This window comes from Sphingomonas hankookensis (assembly GCF_028551275.1).
GTDB lineage: Bacteria > Pseudomonadota > Alphaproteobacteria > Sphingomonadales > Sphingomonadaceae > Sphingomonas > Sphingomonas hankookensis_A.
Map to the genome: position 1 here is coordinate 790,509 of NZ_CP117025.1, position 26,507 is coordinate 817,015.

Sequence of the window (26,507 nt, forward strand, 5' to 3'; positions counted from 1 at the left end):
CTCCGTTAGCTCTTGCTAATATATTAGAGGGATCTACATAAGCAACACCTAATGGAGTGGCGGTGATGCTCAAACCCCCGATGGATCTGGCAACGTTCGAGGCGAAGGCCGGCCAGGTCGCCGACACGCTGAAGGCGATCGGTAATGCGCGACGGTTGATGCTGCTGTGCAAGCTGGTCGAGCATGGCGAGGTGACGGTCGGCGATCTGGCGCGCGATGTGGGGCTGTCGCAATCGGCCTGCTCGCAGCATCTGGCCAAGATGCGTGACGAAGGCCTCGTCACCTATCGGCGCGAGAGCCAGACGCTCTGGTACGCCATTGCCGACCCGCGCGTCGAAACGCTGCTCGCCACCCTCTATCAGCTCTATTGCAAGGATTGATGCGATGACGCTTGCGACCCTTTCCCCCGCCGACACTCGCACCGCGATCGATGCCGGTGCGCGCCTGATCGACATTCGCGGTGCCGACGAACATGCGCGGGAGCGCATCCCCGGTGCGATCAACGTGCCGCTCGATCGGATCGGCGATCTGCCGCGCGACGGCCGTCCGGTCGTCTTCCACTGCAAGTCGGGGATGCGCACCGCCGCTAATGCCGCGAAACTCGGCGCGGCAATGGGTAGCGCACCGGCCTATATCCTCGAAGGCGGCATCGATGCGTGGCGGCAGGCGGGACAGCCTACGCTTGCCGATCGATCGCAACCGCTGGAGATCATGCGGCAGGTGCAGATCACTGCCGGCGCGCTGGTGCTGACCGGCGTGCTGCTCGGCACGTTCGTCGCCCCCGGCTTCTTCGGGCTGTCGGCGTTCGTGGGGGGCAGGGCTGATGTTCGCCGGCGTGACGGGATGGTGCGGCATGGCAAACCTGCTGCGCGTTATGCCGTGGAACCGGCGCGCGGCCGCCTGAGGCAATCATGGACACCGCCACCATCCTTGCCGCGCTCGCATCGGGCGGCGTGATTGGCTTGATCCTCGGTCTTGTCGGCGGGGGCGGGTCGATCCTCGCCGTGCCGCTGCTGATCTATGTCGTCGGCGTGGGATCGCCGCATGCCGCGATCGGGACGGCCGCTGTCGCCGTCACGGTGAATGCGCTCGCCAGCCTGATCGGCCATGCGCGGGCGGGCCGGGTGAAGTGGCGGTGCGCCGGTGTCTTCGCCATCTCGGGGATGATAGGCGCGGCGCTGGGTGCCGAACTGGGCAAGGCGTTCGACGGCAAGCGGCTGCTCGTCCTGTTCGGGCTGGTGATGATCGGGGTCGGCCTGTCGATGCTGCGCAAGCGCCGCACGGCGGACGCGCCTGCCGTGCGCCTGACCCGCGACAGTGCGGCGACGTTGCTACCGCGTCTGGTGCCGATCGGGCTGGGCGTCGGGCTTGCCGCCGGCTTCTTCGGGATCGGGGGAGGGTTCCTGATCGTGCCAGGGCTGATCCTGGCGACGGCGATGCCGCTGCCCTTCGCCATCGGCACGTCGCTGGTCGTCGTCAGCGCGCTGGGGCTGACCACCGCCACCTCCTACGCCCTGTCGGGTTTGGTCGACTGGGGCGTGACGGCATTGCTGGTCATGGGTGGCGTCGTTGGAACGGTCGGCGGCATCGCGACGGGTCGCTTGCTCGCCGCGCGCAAGGGCCTGCTCGAGCGGTCGTTCGGCATCGTCGTGGCCAGCATCGGTTTCTACGTGACCGCTTCGCCGATCTGAACGCCGCCGGCTGCCCCGCCACGTATCAGTAATGGGCAACATATCCACGCCTTCTGCGGTCGCGGATTTCCAGCGGCGGCCAGGGTGGATTTCCCAAGGCGTCCGCTATGCCCCCGCCGTTTCATTGCCGGATGGACATGCACTAACGTATGAAAGCCCGAGCGTGCGATGGAACAGGCAGTGACCCGTCTCATTTTGTGAGGATGATCTCTTCGCTAGCGTCCGTCCGCAGTCTGCTGTTTGCGATTTTCGTTCTGATGCTCGGCTCTGGATTCCTGACCACCTTGATAAGCATACGCTTGCAGGTGAATGGAACGGTCCCGATTGTTATCGGCTTGATCGCAACAAGCTACTTTGCAGGCTTGGCCACCGGGGCGATGCACGTTGGCAAATTGGTGGAGCGGGTCGGGCATATCCGGACGTTCGCGGTCGTAGTGGCGGTGTTGTCCGCCAGTACTTTGTCGTACACATTCTCAGAACATGCTTTGCTATGGATGCTGCTGCGTTTTATCGACGGCTTCTGTGTCGCCGGTGTTTATGTCTGCCTCGAGAGCTGGCTCAACGATCGGGCCGAAGGTCCGTCACGCGGAGGCGTTCTCGCCGGATACATGATTGCCTTGTATTTAGGCCAAGGCATCGGCCAGCAGATACTGAATGTGACCGGATCTACGCCGACAACACCATTCATACTGGCTTCTCTTCTCATCTCGCTTGCCGTTCTTCCGGTGGCTTTGACCCGAATGAACGGCCCGACCTTGCCCAGCACGGTATCACTGTCGATCTGGCGCCTGTACGCCACCTCGCCGCTGGCGATCGTCGGGGTTGCGGCCACTGGCGTCATACTTGGTGCATTTTACGGCCTTGGTCCGGTGTATGCAGGGGCGTCGGGCCTGTCCGTATCGGATACCGCCGGATTCATGACCGCGGTGATCCTGGGAGGCGTTGCCTTGCAGTGGCCGCTGGGACGCCTGTCCGACCGCTTCGATCGACGTACGGTGATTGTTGCGACCACGGCGGGAGCTGCCATCAGCGCCCTTGTTTTATCCCTGACAGTCCCGACAGGCCTCGGCCTTGCGTTGGGCACATTGTTCGGTGGTGCAAGCTTTGCACTATATCCGCTCTGTGTAGCGCATGCCAACGATCAGCTTGCGCCAGCAGAGCGCGTCAGCGCCACTGGCGGACTGGTCTTGGTCTATTCCCTTGGCGCGGCGGTTGGCCCGCTGGTGGTGTCGGCCGCGATGACTGTTCTCGGGCCGCAGGGGTTGTTTCAGGTCGTCGCCATTCTGGCGGTAAGCGTATTCGGCTTCGGCATGTGGCGCCGCTGGGTGGGAGACGCGGTGCCTGCTGAGATGCAGCAAGCTTATCAACCACTGCCCCGAACCACAGCAGTTGCGACGAAGTTGGTAACAATCGTCCCTGCTGAAGACGATACCGGCCAAGACTGACGATCCCCTTGCTCATAGCCGCAAGGATTTTGTCGGTGCGGCGGTGCCATTTGCCCCTGCCATAAGTTATTAGTGACATGTCTCCTCCGGTTTCCACCGCCACTTCGGCGTGTCCCATAGCTCGCTTCGCTAACGATGGAGCCGTGGCGTAATGCGGGGATGGCAATGGGCCGTTCGTCTCCTCACGCGTCAGATGTGGTTTCGTGCCGGACTGTTCTGCGTTTTCGCGGTGCTGCTCGCGCTGGCCAGCGCATTCCTCGGTCATACCATTTCGTACGACTTTGCCGCCAAGGTGGGGTCGAAGTCGGTCGACGGCATCCTGAATCTGCTCGCGTCCTCGATGCTCGCGGTAACCACCTTTTCATTGACCGCGATGGTTCAGGCCTATGCGGGAGCGACCAGCAGCATCACACCGCGCGCCGTCCAACTGTTGATCGATGACAGCACGTCGCAGAACGCGCTGGCGACCTTCCTCGGCAGTTTCCTGTTCGCGATCGTCGGCATCATCGCGCTGTCGACCGGCATCTACGGCAATACCGGGCGCGTCATTCTCTACGCCGGCACAATTCTGGTCATCCTGTTCATCGTCGTGACGTTCCTGCGCTGGATTCAGCACATCGCCCGCTTCGGCCGGGTGTCCGATACGATCGACCGGGTCGAGCGCGCGGCAACCGATGCCGTACGCATGATGATGCAGCCGCCCCGCTTCGGCGCTGAGGACAACGCCTCGGTCCCGAGCGACGCCCATGTCGTCCATCATGAAAAGATCGGGCGGATCACGCACGTTGACCTTGCCCAGATCGGTGAGGTCGCCGATGCGATCGGCGCGGATATCCACCTCGTCAGCATTCCCGGTCATCTGGTGGACCCGGCCAAACCGCTCGCCTGGGTCAGGGCGACGATCGACGACGATCAGGCCTGCCTGATCCGGGATGCATTCACGATCGAACATCATCGGACGTTCGATCATGACCCGCGCTTCGGTCTGGTCGTGTTGGGGGAGATCGCGGCGCGCGCCTTATCGCCCGCCGTCAACGATCCCGGAACCGCCATCGCCGTGGTCGAGGCGGCAACGCGCGTCCTGGCAGCGGCCCTGCGCCATCGGCCAGACGAGGAGCGGTCGCCGCCCGCGCGCGTGACGGTGCCGCCCTTTGCCTTTTCCGATATGCTCGAAGACGTGTTTCGCCCCATTGCCCGGGATGGGGCGGGGACGATCGAAGTCGGATTGCGCCTTCAAAAGGCCCTGGCGGCCTTGGTCGTAATCGACGACCGCTCCACGATCGATTGTCGGAACGAAGCGCAGGATGCCGTTGATAGAGGACGGACTCGGCTGTCCAGTGATCGAGATATCGCCGAACTGTCGCGCCTTCATCACACGCTGTGGGGCAACCACGGCGTTGCGGCATCATAGCATGGAAACCAGAGCAACCCGTCCGCTCAGCAGATTCCTAGTCCAACCGTTTTTCAACAATCCATCCCAACCGGTGCTACCCTGCTAATATGATCAAGAGTGAAATCAATTCCCGGGTTTTCTGGGGCGCATCCGCGATCATCGCCCTGTTGTTGGTGACGACGCTCGCCATGCCGGGGACGGCCGACGCCGCGTTCAAGGCGGCGCAGAACTGGGCGATCGACACGTTCGGCTGGTTCTATATCTCGGCGGTCGCAGTATTTCTGGTGGTGGTATTGACGCTCGGTTTCGGACCTGCGGGCAAGCTGAAGCTCGGTCCCGACGATGCGGAACCCGACTTTCCCTATTTATCGTGGCTGGCGATGCTGTTCGCTGCGGGCATGGGGATCGGGCTGATGTATTTCGCTGTCGCCGAGCCGATCCAGCATTACATCTCGCCGCCCGAGGCACCGAGCGGCACGATCCTCGCCGCGCGGGAGGCGATGGCGATCACCTTCCACCATTACGGCGTCCACGCTTGGGCGATCTATGCGCTGGTTGGCCTGAGTCTCGCCTATTTCACCTATCGCAAAGACATGCCGCTAACATTGCGGTCCGGCCTTTCGCCGATCCTAGGCAAACGGATCGACGGACCGCTGGGCGACGCGATCGACATCTTCGCGGTGTGCGGAACCGTGTTCGGCGTATCGACCTCGCTGGGCTTCGGCGTGTCGCAGATGACGGCGGGGTTGGCCTATGAATATGGCGTGCCGGACACGACGACGATGAAGATCGCGGTGATCGTGGTGGTCATGGGGGCGGCCACCCTATCGGTGTTGAGTGGAGCGGACCGCGGCATCCGCCGATTGTCGGAACTGAACCTGACCGTCGCCGTGCTGCTGATGCTGTTCGTGATGGCGGTCGGGCCGACGCTGTTCCTGCTGCGGGCGTTGGTGCAGAATTTTGGGCTGTATCTCGATCATTTCGTGATGCGGACCTTTACCCTCTATGCCTATGAACCGCGGGCGTGGATGGCGGACTGGACGTTGTTTTATTGGGCGTGGTGGATCGCCTGGTCGCCGTTCGTCGGCATGTTCATCGCCCGCATCTCGCGCGGGCGGACGATCCGCGAGTTCGTCATCGGCGTGTTGTTCGTGCCGACCGCCTTTACGTTCCTGTGGATGACGGTGTTCGGGAACACGGCGATCTCGCTCGACCTGGGGGTCGCGCAGGGTGGCATCGCCGATGCGGTGCAGGCGAACCTGTCCACGGCGCTGTTCAAGTTCCTCGAATATCTTCCCGCCGCCGGCGTCACGTCGACTTTGGCGATCGCGCTGGTCGCTATCTTCTTCGTCACGTCCGCCGATTCCGGCGCGCTGGTGATCGATACGCTGGCGTCCGGCGGGGCAGAGGAAACGCCCCGTTGGCAGCGCATGTACTGGTGCGTGCTGCTGGGGGTCACCGCCACCCTGCTGCTGATCGCTGGCGGTCTTGGCGCGTTGCAGTCGGCGACCCTGCTGGCGGCCTTGCCGTTTTGCTTCATCATGCTGCTGCTGGCGGTCGGCCTAATTCGCCAGACCAACGCCGATCTGTCGGGCGTAATACTGCCGGGCGATACGCCGTCGATCAGCGAGCGGATCAAGCGCCTGCTGGTCCCGGCACGCCGTGCCGACATCCTGCGACAAATGGCAGACAGCGGCGAACCCGCGCTTCGATCGGTGCAGGAGGCGATAGAGAAGGAAGGCTGGAACGCGAGTGAAGTGGAACAGCACGCGGACTCGGTCGAACTCACCATCACCGCAGCGGATGGTCGTCCGTTCGTCTATCGCCTGACGCCACGATCGCGTCCGCTTGCCGCCTATACTGCGCTGGATGCACCTGAAAGTCGTCGCAGCCTGACGTGGATACTTGCCGCACAGACCAATGGTGAAACCGGCTTTCGCGATCTGTCCGGATTTACGGCCGACCAGATCGCGAGCGACGTCCTGACGCAGATGGAGCGGTGGCGCCTTGCCGATACCAAGGTCCAGCGGACTTGAGCGGTCCCCGACGATCGAGTGGGTTGTGAATCGTTTGCCCATCGTGCAATATCGACCCAGGGTGTTCGCCGATCGCTGGTGCGGGCAGGTTCTAACGTTGGTCGGGCCGCCAACGCGGAACCTTTGCGCCCGGAGTATCGGCTTGCCCGAACGAACCTTCCTGCCTGCCGCCTTGCACATCGTCACATAGCGGGGAATTGCAGGTGGCTTTGCTGACCCTCATTTCCATGCCGTTCCTCGCGGTCATTCTGTTGATGGTGACCCGGCGAGCATCGCGGCAGGTCCATATGCTAATCGCTGGGACCGCCAGCGCGGGCGGATTGGCCATTCTGTTGTCGCAAGCGAACGCGGTGCTTTCCGGCCGGACGCCGATGGCAGGCATGGCGTGGCTACTGACGCTCGGTCTCGATTTCCGCCTGTGGCTTGACCCGCTGGCGTTGCTGTTCGCGGGGTTGATCCTCGGCATCGGGCTGCTGGTGATCGTGTATGCGCAAGGGTATCTGGCAAAGAACGAGCCGACGGCGCGGTTCCTGTCGTTCCTGATGTTGTTCCAGGGTGCGATGGTCGGGATCGCCCTGTCCGGCAATGTGCTGCTGATGCTGGTGTTCTGGGAGCTGACCAGCCTGGCGTCCTTCCTCTTGATCGGTTTCTGGCGCGACCGTGCCGACGCGCGACAGGGCGCACGGATGGCGCTGACCATCACCGGCGGGGGCGGTCTCGCCTTGATCGCGGGCATGATGCTGCTGGGCAAGGCGGCGGGCAGCTATGATCTGGCGACGATCCTGGCACGCGCCGATCTGGTGCAGGCCTCGCCGCTCTATCCCGCGATCCTGGTCCTGATCCTGGCGGGGGCGTTCACCAAGTCGGCGCAGTTTCCGTTCCACTTTTGGCTGCCGCACGCGATGGCCGCGCCCACCCCGGTCAGCGCCTATCTCCATTCCGCGACGATGGTGAAGGCGGGGGTGTTCCTGCTCGCGCGGCTGTGGCCGGTACTGGCAGGAACCGATCTGTGGTTCGGTATCGTCGCGTCGATCGGCCTGGTCACCATGGTGTTCGGCGCGGGCGTCGCACTGTTTCGCCACGATCTGAAGGCCATCCTCGCCTATTCGACGATCAGCCAATTGGGGCTGATGGTGATGCTGCTCGGCTTCGGGACGGGCGCGGCGGTGACGGCGGCGGTCTTTCACATCCTCAACCATGCGGCCTTCAAGGCGACGCTGTTCATGCATGCGGGTATCGTGGACCATGAGACGGGCACGCGCGACATGCGGCGGCTGGGCGGCCTGGCGGCGGTCATGCCGCTGACCGCGACGCTGGGCGTGCTGGCCGCCGCCGCGATGGCGGGTCTGCCGCCGCTCGGCGGGTTCATTTCCAAGGAGATGATGCTGGAGCAGAGTGCCCATACCGCGTGGGCGGGACAGGCCTTGCTGGTGCCCGTGCTGGCGACCATCGCGGCGATGCTGTCGGCGGCCTATTCGCTGCGCTATGCGGTGGCGCTGCATTTCGGCGCGCGGCGTACCGGCGATGTCGCTGCGCCGCACGATCCGGGGGCCATGCTGCTGGGGCCGCCCGCGATATTGGGAGCCGCCGCGCTGGCGCTCGGACTGTTGCCGATGACGCTGGCGGGGCCGTTGGTGGCCGCTGCCAGTGCCGCGGTGACGGGCGGCGCAGCGCCCGAACTGCATCTCGCGCTATGGCATGGCGTCAATCCGGCGCTGCTGATGAGCGTGGGCGCGGTCGCGATCGCGATCCTGGTCCTGTGGTGGTATCCGGCCGTGGCCAGAACCGTTGCCCGCATCCCGTCACCCGACGCCAAGCATCTGTTCGACCGAAGCCTGACGGCGATCGTCGAGGGGCTGCGTCGCGTGTCGGGCATGATCCATGTCGCGTCGCTGCAACGCTATCTGGTGATCTTGTTCGTCGTCGCGCTCGCGCTTGGCAGCGACGCCGCCTTCCGGTCCGGCATCGCCGCCGGGGATCGGCCGACCACGCCTGCGTCGCTGGCGGCCATCGTCGCCTGGGCCGCGCTCGTCGTCGCGACGGTCGCCGTGGTGGCGGTCGACCGGCGGCGGTATCTCGCGCTGATATTCATCAGCGTCATCGGCCTCGTCATGGCGCTGGCGTTGATCCACCTCTCCGCCCCCGATCTCGCGCTCACCCAGATTTCGGTCGAGGTGGTGACGATCCTGCTGATGCTGCTGGCGCTGCACCTGTTGCCGGGCAACCCGCCTCGCCTGTCGAAGATGCCGCGAAGGGTGCGTGACGGCGTGATTGCCATGGCGGGCGGGCTGGGCACCGGCTGGCTTGCCTGGGCCATCATGACGCGGCCGGTGCGCGCGGGGGTTTCGCGCTTTCACTGGGACAACAGCTATTCCGGCGGGGGCGGGACCAACGTCGTCAACGTCACGCTGGTCGACTTTCGCGCGTTCGACACCCTGGGGGAGATCACGGTGCTGGGCATTGCGGGCCTGGCCATCTTCGCCCTGCTCGAACCCGCGGTGCACGGTGTTGCCGGTCGACGACTGCGCGAATGGCGGTCGGGGGATCGTTTCTCGCCCGAGCGCCACCCGATGATGTTCGTCATGGCGACCCGGCTGCTGCTGCCGCTGGCATTGCTGGTCGGCATCTACATCTTCCTGCGCGGGCACAATCAACCGGGCGGCGGCTTTATCGCGGCGCTGATCTTCTCCATCGCGATCCTGCTGCAATATCTCGCGTCCGGCTTCGACTGGACCAATGTCCGGCGACGGATCGGTGAGCATCAGCTGATCGGGTTCGGCGTGCTGATCGCGGTCGCGACGGGGCTGGGCTCGCTGGTGTTCGGCGCGCCGTTCCTGACGAGCAGCTTCGGGTATTTCCACCTTCCGTTGATCGGCGAGTTCGAACTGGCGACGGCGATGCTGTTCGATCTGGGCGTCGCCTGCGTCGTCGTGGGTGCGGTGATGATGGCGCTGGAACAGCTCGCCCATGTCGCGCAGCGCGCGGCAAGCCAGGACGGCGAGGACGCGGCATGAGCCTGGAGTTTCTGGTCGCGTCCGCCATCGGCGTGCTGGTCGCCGGCGGCATCTACCTCGCCCTGCGCGGACGGACGTTTCAGGTCGTGCTGGGGCTGACGTTGCTGTCCTATGCGGTCAACCTGTTCCTGTTCGCGATCGGGCGGCTGATCGTCGATCGCCCGCCGCTTTATGCCAAGGGGGTGGCCGACCATGCCGATCCCCTGCCGCAGGCGCTGGTCCTGACCGCGATCGTCATCACCTTCGGCATGACCGCGCTGACCGTCATCCTGTCGCTGCGCAGCTTCCTGGAAAGCGGATCGGATCAGGTCGACGGCTTGACCGAACCGGACAAGGAGGGGGAGGCATGATGCTTGCCGACCATCTGCTCGTGGCCCCGGTCCTCCTGCCGGCGGTGACTGCGCCGGTCGCCATGCTGCTGATGCGGCGTCATCGCTCACTCGCGCTGGCCGTGTCGCTGGGCGGGGGCATCGCGATGCTGGTCGCAAGCATCGCGCTGTTCGTGATGGCGCAGGACGATGCGATCCGCAGCTATGCGCTGGGTGCATGGCCTGCGCCGTTCGGCATCGTCCTGATGCTCGACCGGCTGGCCGCGACGATGCTGGTGCTGGCGGCGGTGCTGGGGATCGTCGTGCTGGTCCATGCCGTCGTCACCGGCGCAGACCAGCGGGGCTGGCATTTCCATCCGCTGTTCCATTTCCAGCTAATGGGACTGAACGGCGCGTTCCTGACCGGCGACCTGTTCAACCTGTTCGTCTTCTTCGAAGTGCTGCTGATCGCGTCCTATGGCTTGATGTTGCACGGGCAGGGCGCGCTGCGGCTGAAGGCGGGCGTGGCCTATGTCGTGGTCAATATCGTCGGGTCGGCGCTGTTCCTGATCGCGCTCGGGCTGCTCTACGGCCTGACGGGCACGCTCAACATGGCGGACCTGGCAGTGAAGGTCGCGGCACTGGGGGCGGGGGATCAGGGGCTGCTGCGCGTTGCCGGGCTGTTGTTGCTGACGGTGTTCGCGCTGAAGGCGGCGGTGGTGCCCATCCATCTCTGGCTGCCACGCACCTATGCCGCGACGATGCCGGTGGTCGCGGCGCTGTTCGCGATCATGACCAAGGTCGGCGTCTATGCGATGATCCGTACCGTGCCGCTGATCTTCGGGGCCAAGGCTGGTGCGGCGGCGTGGGTGCCCGCGCCCTATCTGCTCCCGGCGGCGCTGCTCGGGGCGATCCTTGGCTTTGTCGGGGTGTTGGTGGCGCGCGGCATGCGCGAACAGGCGGCGTTCGCGGTGCTCGCGTCGACCGGCACGCTGTTGATGGCGGTATCCTTCTGGCAGGAGGCGACATTGGCCGCCGCGCTCTATTATCTCGTGCAGGCGACGCTGGCCGGGGCAGCCCTGTTTCTCGTCGCCGATGTCACGATGCGGCGGCGCGGCCAATATGCCGATGCGATCGTCCCCAGCCCGCGCTTCGCCGGGCAGGATGGCGCGGGGCTGCTATACCTGATCGCGGCGATCGCGGCGGTCGGGCTGCCGCCGCTGGCGGGCTTTGTCGGCAAGCTGCTGATCCTCGATGCCAGCTTTGCCCTGCCGGGTTGGCAATCGGTTTGGACGACGATCCTTGTGACGACCCTGGTCGGCGTCATCGGTTTTTCGCGCAGCGGGTCGACCCTGTTCTGGAAGGAAGCTCCACCGGCCACCGCCGCCATTGCAGGCGCAAGCCGGTCGCGCGCCGAGTTCGTGGCCCCGGTTGTTCTTCTTGCCCTGCTGGCGGTGCTGACTGTCACGGCCGGTTGGGTGACCGCGCAGACGCGTGCGACGGCGGCGCAGGTCATGGCGCCCGAACGCTATGTCGCGGCGATATTGGGGGCGACGCGATGAAGCGGCTGCTGCCCCATCCCGCGCTGTCGGCGATGCTGCTGATCGTCTGGCTGCTGATGGCGAACACCATCACCATGGGCGGCATCGTGCTGGGCGGAATCTTCGCGCTGATCCTGCCGAAATTCACCCAGCCCTTCTGGCCCGACCGCCCCCGGATGCGTTTCGGTCGCGCCTTTCTGGCCTATCTGGCGATCGTGGTGTTCGACATCGTCGTCGCCAATTTCCAGGTCGCGCGGCTGATCCTGTTCCGGCGCAATCGCGATCTTCGCGCCCGCTGGTTGATCGTGCCGATCGAGCTGACCACGCCGGAGGCGATCACGATGCTGGCAGGCACGATCAGCCTGACGCCGGGCACCGTGTCATCCGACGTGTCGGCAGATGGCCGTTACCTGCTGGTCCACGCGCTTGACGTCGCCGACGATGCTGCGGAGGTGGCCCGGATCAAGACGCGCTATCAGGCGCGCTTGCAACGGATTTTCGTATGATCGCCATCGCGCTCCACATCGCCGCGGGCTGCATCGCACTGGCGCTGTTGCTGAACCTCTGGCGGCTGCTGCGCGGGCCCGCGCTCGGCGACCGGATCGTCGCGCTCGACACGATGGTCATCAACGCCATCGCCCTGATTGTGCTGATCGGCATGATCGGCGGCAACGACACCTATTTCGAGGCTGCGCTGCTGCTCGCCATGGTCGGGTTCGTCAGCACCATCGCCTATTGCAAATTCATCCTGCGCGGGGACATCGTGGAATGAGCCTCATCGCCGATATCGTCATCGTCACCCTTCTGCTGTTGGGGGCGGGGTTCGCGCTGATCGGCAGTTGGGGGCTGGTCCGCCTGCCTACGACCATGGAGCGGCTGCACGGGCCGACCAAGGCGACAACCCTGGGCCTCGGTGCGCTGCTGATCGCTTCCGTGGTCTATTTCCAGACGCGGCTCGGCATCTGGACCGCGCACGAATTGCTGATCTCGCTGTTCCTCTTCATCACCGCGCCGATCTCGGCCAACATGATCGCCAAGGTCCATCTCCATCGGGCGCGAACGGGTGCCGCCAACGAACCGATCGGTATCGCCGGTCCGCCACCGCGGCCAGGTGAGGAGGGCGACTGGGCGACGTTCGAAGCGCCGAAGCGGGAAACCCCCGCATCGACCGCGAACAGCTGACGCTCGCCCCGTGGAAATCGGCCATCAGACACCGGATTACCACCTGTACCGCCGCAGCCGTACGCCGGTCTGGTTGGCGCTGTCGTGGCGGGCGCTGCTGGCGCTGGCGCTGATCGGCGTCGCACTGGCCGTCCACTGGTTCGACCGTGAAGGACTGCGTCAATCGTCCGGTGAGCCGGTCACCTTCGCGGACATTCTCTACTTCACCATGATCACGGTCACGACCGTCGGTTACGGCGATATCGTGCCGGTCACCCAGCAGTCGCGGATGTTCGACACTTTTGTCGTTACGCCGATCCGGTTGTTCGTGTGGCTCATCTTCCTGGGGACCGCCTATGACTTTCTGCTCAAGCGCGTGTGGGGACGATGGCGCATGTCGGTGATCCAGCGCCAGTTGCGTGACCATGTCGTGATCGCCGGCTTCGGCAACAGCGGATCGGAAGCGGCCAGCGAACTGATCCGTCGGGGCGCACACCCGGACACGATCGTCGTCATCGACGAAAGCCCCGCCGCCCTGCGCCTGGCTGAAGCGCTCGACGTCGCTGTCATGGAAGGCAATGCCACGCGCGACGCCGCGTTACAGGCGGTTCGGGTCGGTACGGCCCGCGCGCTGATCGTGGCCGCTGGGCGCGACGACACGTCGATCCTGATCGTCCTGACGGCGCGTCGCATCGCGCCGACCTTGCCGATCAGCGTGGTGATCCGGTCGCTCGATAACGAGGCCATCGCCCGGCAGGCCGGCGCCGATACCGTCATCAACCCTGCTAGCTTTGCTGGATTGCTCCTCGCCGGATCGACGCACGGCGTCCACCTCGCTGATTACATGGCTGATCTGGCGGCGACCGATGGCCGCGTCGCACTGCGTGAGCGGTGCGTCACGGCGGAGGAGATCGGAATCCCCCTGCGGGCGATCACGTCAGGGCTTGGCCATCGAATCTATCGGGGCGGAACGATGATCGGTTTCTGGGAACCGGGGGCGAACCGTCTCGTAGCGGGCGACGTGATCCTTGAGGTCGTGCCTGCAGCGGGCCAGGACTCGGATGGCCCGGCATGACCGACTGGTTGGTGGCCATCGACGCCCATCGCGCCGTGTTGGGGCTGGTATTCGTCGTCGCCCTGTTCGTCGCCTTTGCGCTCGAACGCTTTCCGCCTGTCACGATTGCGGTGGCGGGGGCCGCGATCATGATCGCGCTGGGTTGGCTGACGCCGCCCCTTGTCACCGCCGCGTTCGCCAATTCGGCACCGATCACCATCGCGGCGTTCTTCATCCTGTCGGGCGCATTGGTGCGGACCGGCACGATCGAGGCTCTGGCCAGCCTGATCGTTCGGCGAGCAGGCCGCGCGCCCCGGCGAACCGTGGCCGAAATGTTGACCGGTGCGGCCATCGCGCCGGCCTTCATCAACAATACGCCGGTCGTCATGGTGCTGATCCCGCTGGTCCGGCGGCTAGGCCGAACCGTCGGTATTCCGGCCACCCGGCTGCTGATCCCGCTCTCGTATCTCTCGATCCTGGGGGGCACACTGACCTTGGTCGGCACCTCGACCAACCTGCTGGTCGACGGCGTGGCACAGGCGAACGGACAGCCGGGGTTCGGCATTTTCGAGATCACCACGGTTGGGCTGGTGACCATGGCGGCGGGGGTGGCGACGATGCTGATTCTCGGTCCCCGATTGCTGCCCGCCCGACCCGACAATGCCATCGCCGACCGGCACCAGCTCCCCTATCTCACTGAGATCGCCCTGCTGCCGGAGGCGTCATCCCAAAGCCCGCGCATCGCCGACCTGTCGTTCCTGCGGCGTGATGCAGTACGTCTGATCGCCGTCCGGCGCGGATCGCGGGTTGATCGCAACCCGGATCCCGACATGGTGCTGCTGCCCAGCGACCGGTTGATCGTCAGCGCCACGGCCGACGAACTCGACGATCTGGCGCGAAGCGAAACGTATATGGTCGGTCTTCAGAATGTGGGGCGTCCGATCCGCCTGTCCGATGGGGCGCGTTCGGACGATGTGCAACTCATCGGCCTGACGATCAGCCCGACGCATCCGGCACTGGGCCGCGAGTTGCGCGATATTCCCTTTCTGTCGAACCTGCCGGCACGCGTTCTAGGAATCGGTCGGGCGCGGCATTTGCCGGGACCCGACCTCGCTAGCGTAAGGCTGCGGGCCGCCGACAGTCTGCTGGTCGCGGCGGATGCTACCGCCATGGCCGAACTGCGCGCCAACACCAATTTGATCGCGGAGGATACCAGCCATATCCGCCGCTTCCGTCGGCAGCGCGCACCGATCGCGATCGGTGTGCTGGTCGGCGTGATCGCGCTGGCTGCGCTCGGCATCCTGCCTACCGCGCTGCTGGGCATGATCGGCGTCGGTATCGTCCTCGTGACCCGGTGCGTCGATGCCGAAGAAGCATGGCGATCGATCGACGGCAGCGTGTTGGTACTTATCTTCGCCATGCTCGGCATCGGCAGCGCGCTGGAGGCAATCGGGACCGTCGACCTGATTGTCGGTGCAATCTCTCCATGGCTGGCGACCCTGTCGCCGCTAGGAGTAATCCTCGTCCTGTATTTCTTGACCTCCGCCCTGACCGAAACCGTCACGAACAACGCGGTTGCCGTCATTATGACGCCGGTCGCCATCGGGCTGGCACAGGCGACCGGGCAAGATCCCCGCGCGCTCATCATCGCCGTGATGTTTGCGGCGTCGGCTAGTTTCGCGACGCCCGTCGGGTATCAGACCAATACGATGGTCTATGCGGCAGCCGATTACCGCTTTTCCGATTTTGTCAGGATCGGATTGCCGATGAACGTCTTTGTTGGCCTGTCCACCTGCCTGGCTATCAGTTGGCTTGTATAGCTTCGGTGGGTCCGAACTGGCTTTGCAAGCTGCTCGACTGATAAGAATAGGCCGTTTGCCGCACCATCATCGTTTATCAGAACGAACTGCCATGGCTGAACCACGTAAAGGATGTGGTAACGGCTCGGGAAAAATGAAAAGATGGCGCATATCTCCGCACAATGGCATTGTTATCAATCGACTTGAGGCATTCTACCTTAGCCGATGAAGAAGCGGTGCTCAGGGATGACGTCGAGCAAATATAACGATTGGTTAGGTGCAGTGGCATTGCCATGATGATCATTCAATTCGCGACTTCTTCGTTCGGTAAGGAAATCGAGCGATGCCTTGGCGGCTTTCCATGGCCGGCTTGACGCGTCCGGCTTGCCCCCCGCGTAATCGAAAATCGCCTCACGATAGAATGCGAGTAATCCTTCCAGTCGGCTGACGTATCCGTGATATTGCTGGCAGTGTTCATACGGCGCCAACGGCGTCGCGAGCACTTTGCCCGCAATCAGGGCGTCGACCATTACCGGCAATTGTTGCTCTGCCTGCATGAGACGGCGGATGGCCACGGCCAAGGCCGCGAGCGGCGGCAACCCGTACCACTCGGTTGCGAACACCCTGGCCCCAACGCCGCGCGTCTGCGGCGTCGCGGTTCGCGCCATCAGCGCATCGTCTTCGCGAAGGCGTCCTGCGACGTGCTGCATCAGGCGGGGCAGATCGAGTTGTTTGCCGCCATGTTCCAGCATATCGGGATGCTTGCGAATCCGCTTTGCGATCATGCGGATGAGTGGATCGGCATGCTTCGTCAGCGGCAGGTTCACGCCGCTCGGCACGCATGCGCTTTCGCCAAAGCGCCAGTCGCCCGAGCCGAAGTACAAGTCGAGCGCGGTCTCTAGCGCGGTACGACGCGCCCGCATCTGGTTGAGCGCCCGTTCTGGTGCAATCGATTGGCTGGACCCGGGTACCAAGTAACCGAACGACGGGGTCTTCGTCAGCCTCGCTCCAACCATTTGCACGTCATGTGCGCACCAGATCAATGCCTGTGCGACGAGCAGATTGCGCAGCTTCGACATGGAGGTAGGATCGTTGCTTGCCAAGTTCCGCAAGCGACGGATTACCAGCCCGAACCTTCCGCCGACCAAGGCTGTATAAAGTTCCTGGTCGCAATCGCGCAGCGTTACCAAGGCGTGAATATGGAAGTCGAACGCCGTTTTCGGTGCAAGCTTTCCTGCCCAGCCACCGACGATGACGTCGATATTGTTGTCCGCACCATTGCGCATCATCAGCCCGCGCAGGAATGTCTCAAGCGCCCCGCGATCGGTCGGGATCAGATCGAGCGGGGGCAGTTCTTCCTTGGCGTCAAGGATCGCTGCGGGCAATGACCGGATGTCGCCGAGGGTGGGCGAGAAGAGACGTCGGCCGTAATCTGCCTCAGCGATGCCTTCGGCATAGATACGGCCATGCATGTCGCTGACCAGCGTGGTGAAGTCCCCACCACTGGCGATCGCACCTGCGAGCAGTGTATCGATGTCGGTCTTGCGCCCGGAGGTGTCGAGAAATTGATGATAGCTGCCTTCGTAACGCTGCTGGCCGAAGGCCGCCTGCTGCTTGCGCCGCTCCTTGCGGCTGACCCGGACCTGCGTCACAGCTTGCCGACTATGTCGTCGATCCGCGCCTGCAGCGCCCCGGCGCTTTCCGCCAGTCGCCTGCACAGTCCCTCGGCGTGACGATAGGCGTCATGGCCGGTCCGCTTTGCGGCGATCTCCGCATCGAACGCGGCCATCGCGTCCTTGAATCGTCGTTCGAGGCGCAGGTGGGCAGCATATGCCTCATCTATCGATGGGTGGTCATCATTCATCGTCTTCCTCCAGATGGGGCGGGAGCGAAGGCTCACGCCAGAAAGCGGGATTGCCGCCGCGCGCGCGGAGCCATTCGAAGGCAGCGCCACGGGTTGCGAGATCGGGGGCGGGTTCGCCGAGCAGGCCGACCAGCGCATCGATGAGCGCGGCCTGCCCGATGGTGATCGGCTTGCGCCGCCACGACGCGCGCGGGTCGAGTGGCCCGGTCTCGATAAAGCGCCGCACTTCCTGTTCGTAGAGCGCGGTGCGCCTGCGCCATTGCAGGATCACGCCCCACTGTTGGCACCAGGTCAGGCGTGCGGGATCGCTGAAGATCCAGCGGACGATATCGCCGAACAATGGCCCGGCGCTGGCCGCCGTGGCGGACTGCATCCAGCGCGCCATCCGTTCCGGATGCGCCATCAGCCCGAGCAAGGCGGTGTCGTCGCTGCCGTCGATCCCGACCAGCACGAGGGCCGAGCCGAGCGCGTACTTCCGGGCATCGGTCGATCCCGGTCCGCCACGCCGCTTGTCAGCCGCGCGGTACTGGCGCCGCAGTTCGGCAGCGCTGGTGGCCGCGATCGCGACTTTGCTCGCAACGCGATCTTCGCTCGCGGCAAGATTGGTAGCCAGATCGCGAAGGCGATCAGCAGTGATTTGGGCGGTGCTCATGCCCATCGCGGTACCCACGACCGTCGCCGCCAAGCGTCAACCTAGTGGCACAAAGTTGATCGACGCCGCGCGCATCTTTCCGGGGCTGAGTTGACGAGACACCAGTAGGAGTAAGGCAGAAGGTGACAGGTGAGAGGGGGTGGTGCGCGATAAAGGTTTGTCTTGCCAGAAGCAGACAAACGGCGCGCCCACCCCCTCATCCGACACGAAGGGCAAGGCAGGTGACGATCGACTATGCGGTGTTGAAGGCGCGATCGGCGGAAGTTTCCGCCGCGCTTGCCGATGCGCGTAGCGCGCGGAACCTGTCGAGTCGTCGCAAGCGTGCGGACGAGCGTGACGAGCAGATCGCGGAAGGCGCGCGACGTCGACGCAAGGCGATCACGGACCAAGAGGCAGACGCGTTCCTGAAGCGACGCCTGCGGATCAGGGTGGCTGATGCCGATCGCCCGCGGACAGGATCACGCACGCCGCGCCGGTTGTTTACGCGTGGCGTCGAGCAGATGCTGAAGGGGACGACGGGACTCACCGACGCGCGTGGCCCAGATGGTCGCCACTCGATCCACTATTCCTTCACTGCGCGCGGCCTCGGGTCGAAGAAGGGACGGCGCTGGCGTGCTGGCGAGGCGGAGCGCGCCGCACTCTATTCGGTGCGTGAAGATGCGTTGGAGAATGGGGAGCTGGGCTGGTGGTCAAACGTCGCCGCCGACCGTAGCGAGCTCGTTGCCCATTATCGTGCGTCGGAGGCGCTGGAAAAGCACGACCGTGCCAACGCCACCGTCTATATCGTCGAGGTCATCGCATTGCCGGCTGAGCTCACTGCCATGCAACGGCGGCAGGCGGCCGAGCGCATCTGTCGCCGGCTGGAAACGCTGGGGCTGGCCTATACCATCGGAATCCACTTGCCCGACGCGGCAGGCGACCAGCGCAATTTCCACCTGCACTTGGTTTACTCGATGCGGCCGTGCCAGCGGATCGCGCCCTATGAATGGGATTTCGCCACCGCCAAGCGGACCGAGATCAATACGCCGGCCGGGATTTTGCAGCGCCGTTGCGCCGTGGTGGTCGCAATCAACCAGACGTTGCGGGAAGCCGGTATTGCCAAGCGCTACACGCCATTGTCCAACCGCGAGCGCGGTATGGCCCCGCCGGAACGCGGCAAGGTCGGGCAGCAGGAAACCGCGTTGGCGCGCCGGTTGGCCGCGCTTGAGGATCGTCACGCACGCTTGGCGGCATTGCAGGCCCATACGCGATGGGTGAGGCAGACGCTGCTTAATGCCGCGGACCGGCTGGACGTGGCACGGCGGAAGGTGACACGCTGCCTTGCCGCGACGTCCATCGCGCTTGGCCACGACGTCGCCGATAGCATCATGCCCGCAGAACATCGCGGCAAGGTCAGGGAGGCGCTCGATCGCGCTTATGACATGGTGGGTCGTTCAACAGCGGCTGCTGATCTCCGCCTGGAGTCGGCGCGGCGCGCAGTGCAAGCTCGTCGCGCCTTGGGGGCGACACATATCCCGGTGTCGATGAACGGGATTGCTCGTGTCGATGACCGTGCGGGCGACATCAAGCGCCTCGACAACATCGCTATCCACGCGGACGAGACTATCCGGCAGATCCAAACCGACGTCACACAACCCCGCCAGCGAATGCCGTCGACGGAGGAACTGATGTCCGACACGGCAACCGAGAATAACAATACAGTCACGCCCGCCGGCGAATCTGACCCCGCGGCTGCTATCCGTAGTGCTGCAACGGCATATGCCGAGTTGGTGAAGGCCGAACAGGCTGCGCAGACGCTCGCGCGGGCTATGGTCGACAAGGCTCTGGCTTCACTGAAACGCAAAGCCAAGGCGATACGGCGCGACGCCAACGGACTGTTCGTCGCCGACATCGCGGGTCTGCCCATCACCGAAAGAAAGGTACTGGCCCAGCACATGGCCGATCCACGCGTGCAGGAAGCACTGGCTGACCTGTTCGCCCGCGAGATTGCGAATGCATCGATTAGCTTGGGTGAGTTGACGACCGCAGCAGTGGGCCTCGGCCAAAACGGTCGCCTCAGCAACGAGCCCGGACGTAAACGACATGACAGAACCCATGATCAAGCGCTTCCTCACCGACGCGCCGGTATCCGATCCCCCGCAGGGCTGGCCGGCTTGCGCGACCTGCGCGCAGTCGGTGTGGATGATCGACCGCGAGACGCCGCGGGCGTTCTGCCAGACCTTCGGCGGGATGACATTCGGCGAGGAAGCGCGGTTCATCTCGAAGTGCGAGGCGCACCAGCCGATCGCCTGACCGACGCCACAGGCGTCGCAGTCGCCGCAACGTCCGGGCAGGCCCCGGGTCACCGTGACCCAGGGACTAGCCGAGGATTGCGGGAGCAAGCGGAGGATGCTGCCCGGGATGGGGCGCATCAGCCAGCTTGGCCAAAGGGGCGCGATGACCCCAGTGATGGAATAGTGTCCGGCCAAGGCCGTGACGATCACGGGCGGTAAGACGCCTGAAAAGGCGGGGTCACAGCGCGATCCTGTTTCGCTAAAGAAAGTACGGGCAGCATGATCCCACCCGACCGGGCGGTGATCCTGCTGCCGAAAGCCTTGCGATGCCCTTCTTTTTCAATCGGTCCGCGCCACAACCGCGTTCGACTGCTCGCCATTATGCTTTGGCGGATCGAATAGTGGCTGCGCTACGACAGTAACGCTATCCGCTGCACCTTCGATCTGCCCTTTGATGCGCTGCGAGCCGGATACAGCGGGCATATACCTGCTCGACTAAAGGGGAGCGATGAGGACACGACCTTGGTGGTCTTAAAGAAGGGCGAGTACGACCGATGAGGTTGATGGAGCATTTTGCCCGCGATCGTCGCTTGAGATTGTTAACCTCCTCGGCGTAGAGTCGGCCTGTTCGCCAGCAGGCGGACCGAGGCGTGAGAACCTTGCGATTAGTAGCCGAATGCCCGGCCCGAACCAGTTTCGGCCGGGAGGCGTACGCGGATGTCCAGGGCTCTTTCGAGGGCCTAAAGGCGTGCGCGCTCGTCTAATCGCGGGTTCTCAACTTCCGGCTTTCGGGTCGGCATCGCCTCGTCAATCTGGGGCGGTGCCGTCGGCTGGAAGGCCATGTCGGCACCGACGCGAACGGGGGTTCGGTCGTGGGTGCGTTCAGAAAGGGTCGTGTCAGACGGCTCATAACTATCAGAAATACGGCGGTGGTGACCGCGACGATGCTGCTGGCTGCATGCGGCGGCGGCGGCGGTGGCGGCGTCAATTCGTCCGGGTCGATCCCGGCACCCAGTCCATCACCGCCGCCGACACCCACTCCACCGCCGACGGCAGCCGACAGTGCGGAATACAAGGCGTCGGGTGCCGTGGTCGGCATGAAGGCGGCTTATGCCTATGATCGCGGCATCACTGGCAAGGGCGTCACCATCGCCGTCATCGACACCGGCATCAATGTCGACGAGCCGGAGTTCAAGGGCCGCATCTCGGCGGACAGCACCTCGTTCGACCAGAAGATCGCCCGCTGCGCCACCTGCGCCACCGAGATCGTCCGCTACGACCTCAAGGACAACAACGGTCACGGCAGCGGGACCGCATCGGTCGCCTTGGCGGCCCGTGACGCCAAGGGCATGCAGGGCGTAGCGCCGGAGGCGACTCTGCTCGCGCTCAAGATCGCAGGCCCAGACATGTCGAACGTCAGTCCGACGTCCGGCCCGGTGCCCGAGGGCGGTGGTCCGAACTCGGCGCTGATCGCGCCCGCGATCACCTACGCGGTCGAGAAGGGCGCGTTCGTCATCAGTATGAGCCTGAACGGCTTCGCCGGCGGCAAGATCGCCGGCGAGCAGCGCAAGGCGATGGATCTGGTGCGGACCAGCGACCGTCTGTTCGTTCAATCCGTGTCGAACGACGTCGGCCAGGACAGCTTCGCGGGTCAGGTCACCGAGAACATGGTCGGCACCGACATGACCAACAAGGACTGGTTCCTGTTCGGCATCCGTGTCGACCGGAACCTGCAGGCTCCGAGCGGCAACGGCACCCCCGGCGCGCTGGCGGATCGTACCCTCGCGGTGGTCGCATCGAACATCGACGTCGTGGGCAAGGATGGTACCATCACGACCGTCACCGGCAACAGCTTCGCCGCGCCGGCGATCGCCGGCGCGGCGGCCCTGCTCAAGCAGTACTGGCCGCAGCTCGGCGGCAAGGCGATCAGTCGCATCCTGCTCGACACGGCCACCGATCTCGGAACCCCCGGCGTCGACCAACTCTACGGCGTGGGACTGCTCGACGTCGGGACGGCGATGCAGGCGCAAGCGCCGGCCAGTTCCTTCGTCGCTGCGCAGACGGCGCTGGCGAAGTTCTCCTCGGTGACCATGTCGGCACCGTTCGGTGGCGCGTCCGTGATCGGCCGTAGCATCGGCGGCATGACCGTGTTCGACCGCTACGGCCGCGACTACCGGATGACGGCGGCGACCGGCGTTCGCACGCGCGGCACCGGGCTGCTGGCCGGCGGCATGCTCGCGCCGGTCGACCCGCCGTGGCTGACGTCCGCCTCCACGAGCACCGATGCCCGTCTCGGCTTCACCTCCACCGTTCCCGACTATTGGCGGCAGGCCCGTCCGAGCCGACCGTCGATGGTCTCGTTCTCGCCCGCCCCCGGCCAGTCGGTGACGCTCGGTGCGAACGTCGTCGTCGGCGGGAGCGGCGGCGTCGCCGGATCCCCGTTGCGCGCGGTCGTCGCGACCCCGGTCGGCATGTCCTCGGCATGGTCCGGAAATGGCTGGGCCGCCGGCTTCTCGTCCGGTTCGTCGCGCGACGGACGTGCATCGTTGCGCTCCGCCTCCTTCTCCATGCCGTCTGGCTTCGGCTTTGCACTCTCCGATCTCGCCGAACGGGGTCGCGTGCTGGGCATGAGCCAGGACGTCGGTGTTGGACAGCGTGGGGCGAGGACGACCATGGCTTCGCTTACGATGCGACGAATGGTCGTCGGCATCCCCGTCTCCGCACGCGTCACCGCCGCCACCACCAGGGTGGAGGGCGGATCCGACACGATGCACTTCACCGGTCCGGTCATCGGCACCGCCTTCGCGGTCGAGGGCGCACACGGCCTGTTCGGGGGTACGGGGACTTTCGGCCTGTCCTCGCCGCTCCGCGTCGAACGCGCCCGCGTCATGATGCTGATGCCGGTGTCGTACGACCTCGTCTCCGGCACGCTGACGACCAGGACCGGCACCATCGATCTGACCCCGGACGCGAGGGAGCTTGACCTTGAGTTCGGGTGGTCCCGTGCGCTGACGCCGACCTCCTCGGTGCGGTTCGGTGTCGCCCATGCCTTCGATGCCGGACATGTCGCGGGTGCGACCGACACGGCGGGATACGTGACGCTGGTGCTGCGATGACCCGGCACCTCGCCGCACGCGCACCGCCTTCGGGCTGACGCGCCCACTCGCGCATAAGCCGAACACCATCAGGACTTGCGACGCCGGGAAGGCTTCCCGGCGATCGACGTCGCGTGTCCATCGCAGAAGGAAGACGAAAATGATCAGAACGATGACGATCGCCACGATGCTGCTGCTGGCGGTACCCGCATCCGCCAAGCCCGCACCGGCCGGCATGAGCCCGTTGCGGATGGACGTTGCCGGGGTTCGGCTGGCTATGCCGATCGAGCAGGTTCGCACTGCGCTCGCCGCCGCATCTTATAGTTGCAAGCCGTTCGGCAACGAGTCCGATTTTGCCGCGCGGGTGGCGGCCGAGGTGAAGGACCGCACCGGTGCCCGCGGCCCTGTTCCCTACACCACCGGGACGATGCAGTTCGACTGCCATGGGCTGAACGGCGAAGGCCTGACGATCCGTTTTGCGCAAGTACAGGCAGGAAGCATCGTCGACAATTTCTCACTTCGCATCGACGGCAGGACGGTCGATCTGCCCGCGTTGCGCAAGCAGTTGGCGGCGAAGTACGGACGACCGACCGTAGGTACCGACTTGCGGGGGTCTTGGTGTGACGCGGGCTACCGCTGCGGCGATGGCATGGTCTTCAGCGAGGGGCCGACGATCATCATCGATACCTCGAACGCCGTCACCATCAACGCAACCCGTGGCACCCGCGCCAGCAAGGCCGACGATGCCGCCATCATGGCTGCAGCTGACCGGCTGGTGCCGAAGAAATCCCGTGCGGCATTCTGAGCGGAGGCGGAGATGCCCTATCTGATCGGCATGATTCTCGGCGACACCCTCGCCAGGATCGGCTTCTTTCGTGCCGCGGGGGCGGCCATCGTGCTGGCCGCTACCGGCTTTCTCGCCCATCGCCTGGTCGCAGCCAACTTGGATCCCGACCATGCCTATATCGCCGCTGCCGCAGCACCGATGGCATTATTCGGCTGGGCGATCTGGCATCCGGCGGCGTCGCGCTTCCGACTGTGGATCGTGGACGGCGTCTATCTTGCCGCGCGGCTGGCGATGTGGTGGGCCGCAGCCGCATTCGCCATCGGCCTTGTCGCAGCCCAGTTCCGCATCGACCGCTGGTTGGCCGGGGAATGGCCGCAAGCAGCGACCGCCGCCTTTTTCTGGCTGGTGCAGCGGGCACTGGGCGCGCAGGTCGCCCGCTCGCACCGGATCATGGGCGAGCGCAGCGTCATCAAGGTTGACGCATGAGGGGCGCGCTGACGCTGCGGATCGTTGCGGCGCTCGTGCCGGTGCTGACGTCCACCGCCACAGTGGATGCGGCACCTCGACCCGCAGTGCTGGAGGCAACGACGAGGGCGGATTGGCGGGCGGCTGGCCTTGACGGTACCGGCTGCTACTGGTCGCCCCGCCGGGGCGGACCGATCCACTTCGTCGCTGCCGGTAACACGGCGATGACCAAAGTCGGCGGTCGCATCGTCATCCTAAAACCACGACGCGATGCAAAGCCCCTTTTCCCGTTCATCCATGACGCTTGGCGGGCCGATGACCTGACCATCCGGGTCGTGGACACCGCCCGGATTCGGGCGATGGGTTACGAAACGGTCACTACCGACGCGGTGCTGATCGTCACCCGTCGCAACGTGACGATCCGGCTGCGCGGATCGATGATCTGCGGCTCGTAATCCTGATGATCACGAAGGTTTGACCAACCTTTTCCTGCATTCGGTCGAATGACGATGCGCCTTCATCGCGAAGGCGAAGGTAGACCGGCCGGCCCGGCCGGGGATGATTTGGGAAGTGCCTGCGGCTGTGCCGTAGAGGCGAAATGATGGTGCGGGGCCGGCGAGCAGCCCGCCGCTCCCGCACAATATCTAGGACTTCCATGTACATCGTAAATCGAGAGCGCGAGCTCGCAAAGGCGCGCGCGCTGTCCGGGGCACTGGCCATCGCCGAGCGCGCCGGTTGGCGGATCGACCGGTCGGTGCCGATCATTCCGCCGCCTTTTCGCAATTATCTGCACATCGCCGCCGCCGAGCTGCTGCTAGTGCCGTCGATTGAGCCGTCACGCGGGGATCTCGACACGGTCGAGCGCGGCACCCGCATCGCCCGGTGCGACGCGCTGGTGGTGAAAGCGTCGAGCATTGGCCACCGGACGCTGTATTGCGCGGTCGGCGAGTGGCAGCGCCATGGCACCGTCTGGCATCATGCCCGCCGGTTGTGGCTGTCGCGCAGCAACGAGGGGTGGCTGGTGCCCGATCCCGCGGAACCGGACGAGAGCGGGGCCGTCTTCCGCCTTTCCCCCGGTCGTCTGCGCGCGATGATGCCGGCACGGCTGTCCGCCGCCGATGGCGGCTGCGATCTGACGCCGGGGCTGGCGAGGGCCGACGCTTTCCTTGCCGCCGTCTGGGGGGATTGCTGATGAGCAAGCCGCTACCGTGGATCAGCCCGTCAGATGCCGACGACATGCTCTACGATGATCCGATGGGATCGCTGCCCGATTTCGGCTACGCGCTGCTGCGCAAGAGCGCAAAGAGAAAGCAGAACCGCGTCGCCGATCTCGCTCGCGCAAAACTCCAACCCAGCAAACCGAACGACCGCGACTGGCTCGCGGATGGCCTGTGGCCGATCACCTGCGCATCACACCGCATCTTCACGGCGCCCGGTGTCGCGGTCGAACCCGGCGTGTTGGAGGGCATCTTCCACGACTACGACACCAAAGCGAAAGCGCATCAGAAATTGCTGGCGGTCGTGCTGACGTACCGTTTCCCGCATAGCTGGCAACCCGCCGACATCCTGTCGCTGGTCGGCAAGTACGCGCTGGAAAAACTGGCGCTGCAGCGGCGGCTGACCAGCATGACGGTCGTCCATATGCCGGGCGACGAACTGTCCGCCCGCCGGCCCCACGCTCATGTCGTCTGCATGGCGCGCGTCCATCGCTCTTCTGGCTGGGGCGAGGTGCATCCTGATCTTGTCGCCAAAACCGCGCAGGCGCGGTTCCAGCAGGAATGGGAGGATTTCTACGATGTTTGGCTGCCGCTTTTCCGCGACGGCTGACCCCTGAAGGCGGGATACGCAGCGATCCCGCCCGCCTGCCGGGGGCAAGGCACGAAGGAAGGAGGACGGTCCCCGATCCGGGGGATGAAAATGGAGAAGACG

General features: G+C 64.9%; 23 protein-coding genes and 1 pseudogene. 21 read left to right on the forward strand and 3 right to left on the reverse strand.

Annotation, left to right across the window (positions count from 1 at the left end):
* Positions 1–65 precede the first annotated feature (65 nt).
* From PPZ50_RS03880 to PPZ50_RS03945, 14 genes and pseudogenes are all read left to right on the forward strand, one after another.
* Entirely contained in the window at positions 66–380 is a 315-nt protein-coding gene (locus tag PPZ50_RS03880; RefSeq protein ID WP_066689549.1) for an ArsR/SmtB family transcription factor, read from the forward strand.
* Positions 381–384: 4 nt separating this feature from the next.
* Positions 385–904: pseudogene (locus PPZ50_RS03885) on the forward strand (rhodanese family protein).
* Positions 905–911: 7 nt separating this feature from the next.
* The gene (locus tag PPZ50_RS03890) at positions 912–1,691 is read left to right on the forward strand and encodes a sulfite exporter TauE/SafE family protein (RefSeq protein ID WP_066689534.1); all 780 of its coding nucleotides are present in this window, start codon (positions 912–914) and stop codon (positions 1,689–1,691) included.
* A gap of 203 nt (positions 1,692–1,894) precedes the next feature.
* Positions 1,895–3,136, forward strand: coding sequence for an MFS transporter (locus PPZ50_RS03895; protein WP_066689533.1), 1,242 nt, complete (start codon positions 1,895–1,897; stop codon positions 3,134–3,136).
* 151 nt (positions 3,137–3,287) lie between these two features.
* Complete coding sequence (locus PPZ50_RS03900) at positions 3,288–4,547, forward strand: DUF2254 domain-containing protein (RefSeq protein WP_232307906.1); 1,260 nt, start codon at positions 3,288–3,290, stop codon at positions 4,545–4,547.
* Between the two features lie 89 nt (positions 4,548–4,636).
* Complete coding sequence (locus PPZ50_RS03905) at positions 4,637–6,565, forward strand: BCCT family transporter (protein WP_066689531.1); 1,929 nt, start codon at positions 4,637–4,639, stop codon at positions 6,563–6,565.
* Between the two features lie 203 nt (positions 6,566–6,768).
* On the forward strand, positions 6,769–9,579 hold the full coding sequence (locus PPZ50_RS03910; protein ID WP_232307905.1) for a monovalent cation/H+ antiporter subunit A: 2,811 nt from the start codon (positions 6,769–6,771) through the stop codon (positions 9,577–9,579).
* Positions 9,576–9,929, forward strand: coding sequence for a Na+/H+ antiporter subunit C (locus PPZ50_RS03915; protein ID WP_198158513.1), 354 nt, complete (start codon positions 9,576–9,578; stop codon positions 9,927–9,929). The genes PPZ50_RS03910 and PPZ50_RS03915 overlap by 4 nt, the downstream gene beginning before the upstream one ends.
* Entirely contained in the window at positions 9,926–11,449 is a 1,524-nt protein-coding gene (locus tag PPZ50_RS03920) for a monovalent cation/H+ antiporter subunit D (protein ID WP_066689529.1), read from the forward strand. Before PPZ50_RS03915 ends, PPZ50_RS03920 begins: the two co-directional genes overlap by 4 nt.
* Complete coding sequence (locus tag PPZ50_RS03925; protein ID WP_066689528.1) at positions 11,446–11,934, forward strand: Na+/H+ antiporter subunit E; 489 nt, start codon at positions 11,446–11,448, stop codon at positions 11,932–11,934. Before PPZ50_RS03920 ends, PPZ50_RS03925 begins: the two co-directional genes overlap by 4 nt.
* A complete protein-coding gene (locus PPZ50_RS03930; RefSeq protein ID WP_066689527.1) occupies positions 11,931–12,200 on the forward strand; it encodes a K+/H+ antiporter subunit F in 270 nt (89 codons plus the stop codon). Before PPZ50_RS03925 ends, PPZ50_RS03930 begins: the two co-directional genes overlap by 4 nt.
* Positions 12,197–12,610, forward strand: coding sequence for a Na+/H+ antiporter subunit G (locus PPZ50_RS03935; RefSeq protein ID WP_066689526.1), 414 nt, complete (start codon positions 12,197–12,199; stop codon positions 12,608–12,610). The genes PPZ50_RS03930 and PPZ50_RS03935 overlap by 4 nt, the downstream gene beginning before the upstream one ends.
* Before the next feature lie 10 nt (positions 12,611–12,620).
* Positions 12,621–13,664, forward strand: a complete 1,044-nt coding sequence (locus PPZ50_RS03940; RefSeq protein WP_066689525.1) for a potassium channel family protein — start codon at positions 12,621–12,623, stop codon at positions 13,662–13,664.
* Entirely contained in the window at positions 13,661–15,463 is a 1,803-nt protein-coding gene (locus PPZ50_RS03945; RefSeq protein WP_066689524.1) for an SLC13 family permease, read from the forward strand. Before PPZ50_RS03940 ends, PPZ50_RS03945 begins: the two co-directional genes overlap by 4 nt.
* Before the next feature lie 197 nt (positions 15,464–15,660).
* On the opposite strand, the gene PPZ50_RS03950 is transcribed toward PPZ50_RS03945, so the two are convergent.
* Genes PPZ50_RS03950 through PPZ50_RS03960 form a run of 3 tightly spaced genes read right to left on the reverse strand, consistent with a single transcriptional unit; the run spans position 15,661 to position 17,991 of the window.
* A complete protein-coding gene (locus PPZ50_RS03950) occupies positions 15,661–17,094 on the reverse strand; it encodes a hypothetical protein (protein ID WP_066689523.1) in 1,434 nt (477 codons plus the stop codon).
* Entirely contained in the window at positions 17,091–17,306 is a 216-nt protein-coding gene (locus tag PPZ50_RS03955) for a hypothetical protein (protein WP_058744807.1), read from the reverse strand. Before PPZ50_RS03955 ends, PPZ50_RS03950 begins: the two co-directional genes overlap by 4 nt.
* Complete coding sequence (locus tag PPZ50_RS03960) at positions 17,299–17,991, reverse strand: hypothetical protein (RefSeq protein WP_066689522.1); 693 nt, start codon at positions 17,989–17,991, stop codon at positions 17,299–17,301. Before PPZ50_RS03960 ends, PPZ50_RS03955 begins: the two co-directional genes overlap by 8 nt.
* 188 nt (positions 17,992–18,179) lie before the next feature.
* Between PPZ50_RS03960 and PPZ50_RS03965 the strand changes: the two genes are divergently transcribed.
* From PPZ50_RS03965 to PPZ50_RS03995, 7 genes are all read left to right on the forward strand, one after another.
* Positions 18,180–20,450: a MobA/MobL family protein gene (locus tag PPZ50_RS03965; protein WP_066689521.1), complete on the forward strand. Its 2,271-nt coding sequence runs from the start codon at positions 18,180–18,182 to the stop codon at positions 20,448–20,450.
* A 713-nt stretch (positions 20,451–21,163) separates the two neighbouring features.
* Positions 21,164–23,347, forward strand: a complete 2,184-nt coding sequence (locus PPZ50_RS03970; protein ID WP_232307904.1) for a S8 family serine peptidase — start codon at positions 21,164–21,166, stop codon at positions 23,345–23,347.
* A 151-nt stretch (positions 23,348–23,498) separates the two neighbouring features.
* Positions 23,499–24,131 carry a hypothetical protein gene (locus PPZ50_RS03975; RefSeq protein WP_157092704.1) on the forward strand — a complete coding sequence of 211 codons (633 nt, stop codon included), beginning with the start codon at positions 23,499–23,501 and terminating at the stop codon, positions 24,129–24,131.
* 12 nt (positions 24,132–24,143) lie between these two features.
* Positions 24,144–24,599: a hypothetical protein gene (locus PPZ50_RS03980; protein WP_066689519.1), complete on the forward strand. Its 456-nt coding sequence runs from the start codon at positions 24,144–24,146 to the stop codon at positions 24,597–24,599.
* Entirely contained in the window at positions 24,596–25,033 is a 438-nt protein-coding gene (locus PPZ50_RS03985; RefSeq protein ID WP_157092703.1) for a hypothetical protein, read from the forward strand. The genes PPZ50_RS03980 and PPZ50_RS03985 overlap by 4 nt, the downstream gene beginning before the upstream one ends.
* Before the next feature lie 200 nt (positions 25,034–25,233).
* Positions 25,234–25,770 carry a hypothetical protein gene (locus PPZ50_RS03990; RefSeq protein WP_066689517.1) on the forward strand — a complete coding sequence of 179 codons (537 nt, stop codon included), beginning with the start codon at positions 25,234–25,236 and terminating at the stop codon, positions 25,768–25,770.
* Complete coding sequence (locus PPZ50_RS03995; protein ID WP_066689516.1) at positions 25,770–26,405, forward strand: hypothetical protein; 636 nt, start codon at positions 25,770–25,772, stop codon at positions 26,403–26,405. Before PPZ50_RS03990 ends, PPZ50_RS03995 begins: the two co-directional genes overlap by 1 nt.
* The last annotated feature ends 102 nt before the right edge of the window (positions 26,406–26,507 follow it).

Excerpts from the sequence above, each read along its gene's own strand:
- PPZ50_RS03880 (WP_066689549.1), top strand. The coding sequence starts at position 66 with ATGCTCAAACCCCCGATGGATCTGGCAACGTTCGAGGCGAAGGCCGGC.
- PPZ50_RS03890 (WP_066689534.1), top strand. The coding sequence starts at position 912 with ATGGACACCGCCACCATCCTTGCCGCGCTCGCATCGGGCGGCGTGATT.
- PPZ50_RS03895 (WP_066689533.1), top strand. The coding sequence starts at position 1,895 with ATGATCTCTTCGCTAGCGTCCGTCCGCAGTCTGCTGTTTGCGATTTTC.
- PPZ50_RS03900 (WP_232307906.1), top strand. The coding sequence starts at position 3,288 with ATGCGGGGATGGCAATGGGCCGTTCGTCTCCTCACGCGTCAGATGTGG.
- PPZ50_RS03905 (WP_066689531.1), top strand. The coding sequence starts at position 4,637 with ATGATCAAGAGTGAAATCAATTCCCGGGTTTTCTGGGGCGCATCCGCG.
- PPZ50_RS03915 (WP_198158513.1), top strand. The coding sequence starts at position 9,576 with ATGAGCCTGGAGTTTCTGGTCGCGTCCGCCATCGGCGTGCTGGTCGCC.
- PPZ50_RS03920 (WP_066689529.1), top strand. The coding sequence starts at position 9,926 with ATGATGCTTGCCGACCATCTGCTCGTGGCCCCGGTCCTCCTGCCGGCG.
- PPZ50_RS03925 (WP_066689528.1), top strand. The coding sequence starts at position 11,446 with ATGAAGCGGCTGCTGCCCCATCCCGCGCTGTCGGCGATGCTGCTGATC.
- PPZ50_RS03930 (WP_066689527.1), top strand. The coding sequence starts at position 11,931 with ATGATCGCCATCGCGCTCCACATCGCCGCGGGCTGCATCGCACTGGCG.
- PPZ50_RS03935 (WP_066689526.1), top strand. The coding sequence starts at position 12,197 with ATGAGCCTCATCGCCGATATCGTCATCGTCACCCTTCTGCTGTTGGGG.
- PPZ50_RS03945 (WP_066689524.1), top strand. The coding sequence starts at position 13,661 with ATGACCGACTGGTTGGTGGCCATCGACGCCCATCGCGCCGTGTTGGGG.
- PPZ50_RS03955 (WP_058744807.1), bottom strand. The coding sequence starts at position 17,306 with ATGAATGATGACCACCCATCGATAGATGAGGCATATGCTGCCCACCTG.
- PPZ50_RS03975 (WP_157092704.1), top strand. The coding sequence starts at position 23,499 with ATGACGATCGCCACGATGCTGCTGCTGGCGGTACCCGCATCCGCCAAG.
- PPZ50_RS03980 (WP_066689519.1), top strand. The coding sequence starts at position 24,144 with ATGCCCTATCTGATCGGCATGATTCTCGGCGACACCCTCGCCAGGATC.
- PPZ50_RS03985 (WP_157092703.1), top strand. The coding sequence starts at position 24,596 with ATGAGGGGCGCGCTGACGCTGCGGATCGTTGCGGCGCTCGTGCCGGTG.
- PPZ50_RS03990 (WP_066689517.1), top strand. The coding sequence starts at position 25,234 with ATGTACATCGTAAATCGAGAGCGCGAGCTCGCAAAGGCGCGCGCGCTG.
- PPZ50_RS03995 (WP_066689516.1), top strand. The coding sequence starts at position 25,770 with ATGAGCAAGCCGCTACCGTGGATCAGCCCGTCAGATGCCGACGACATG.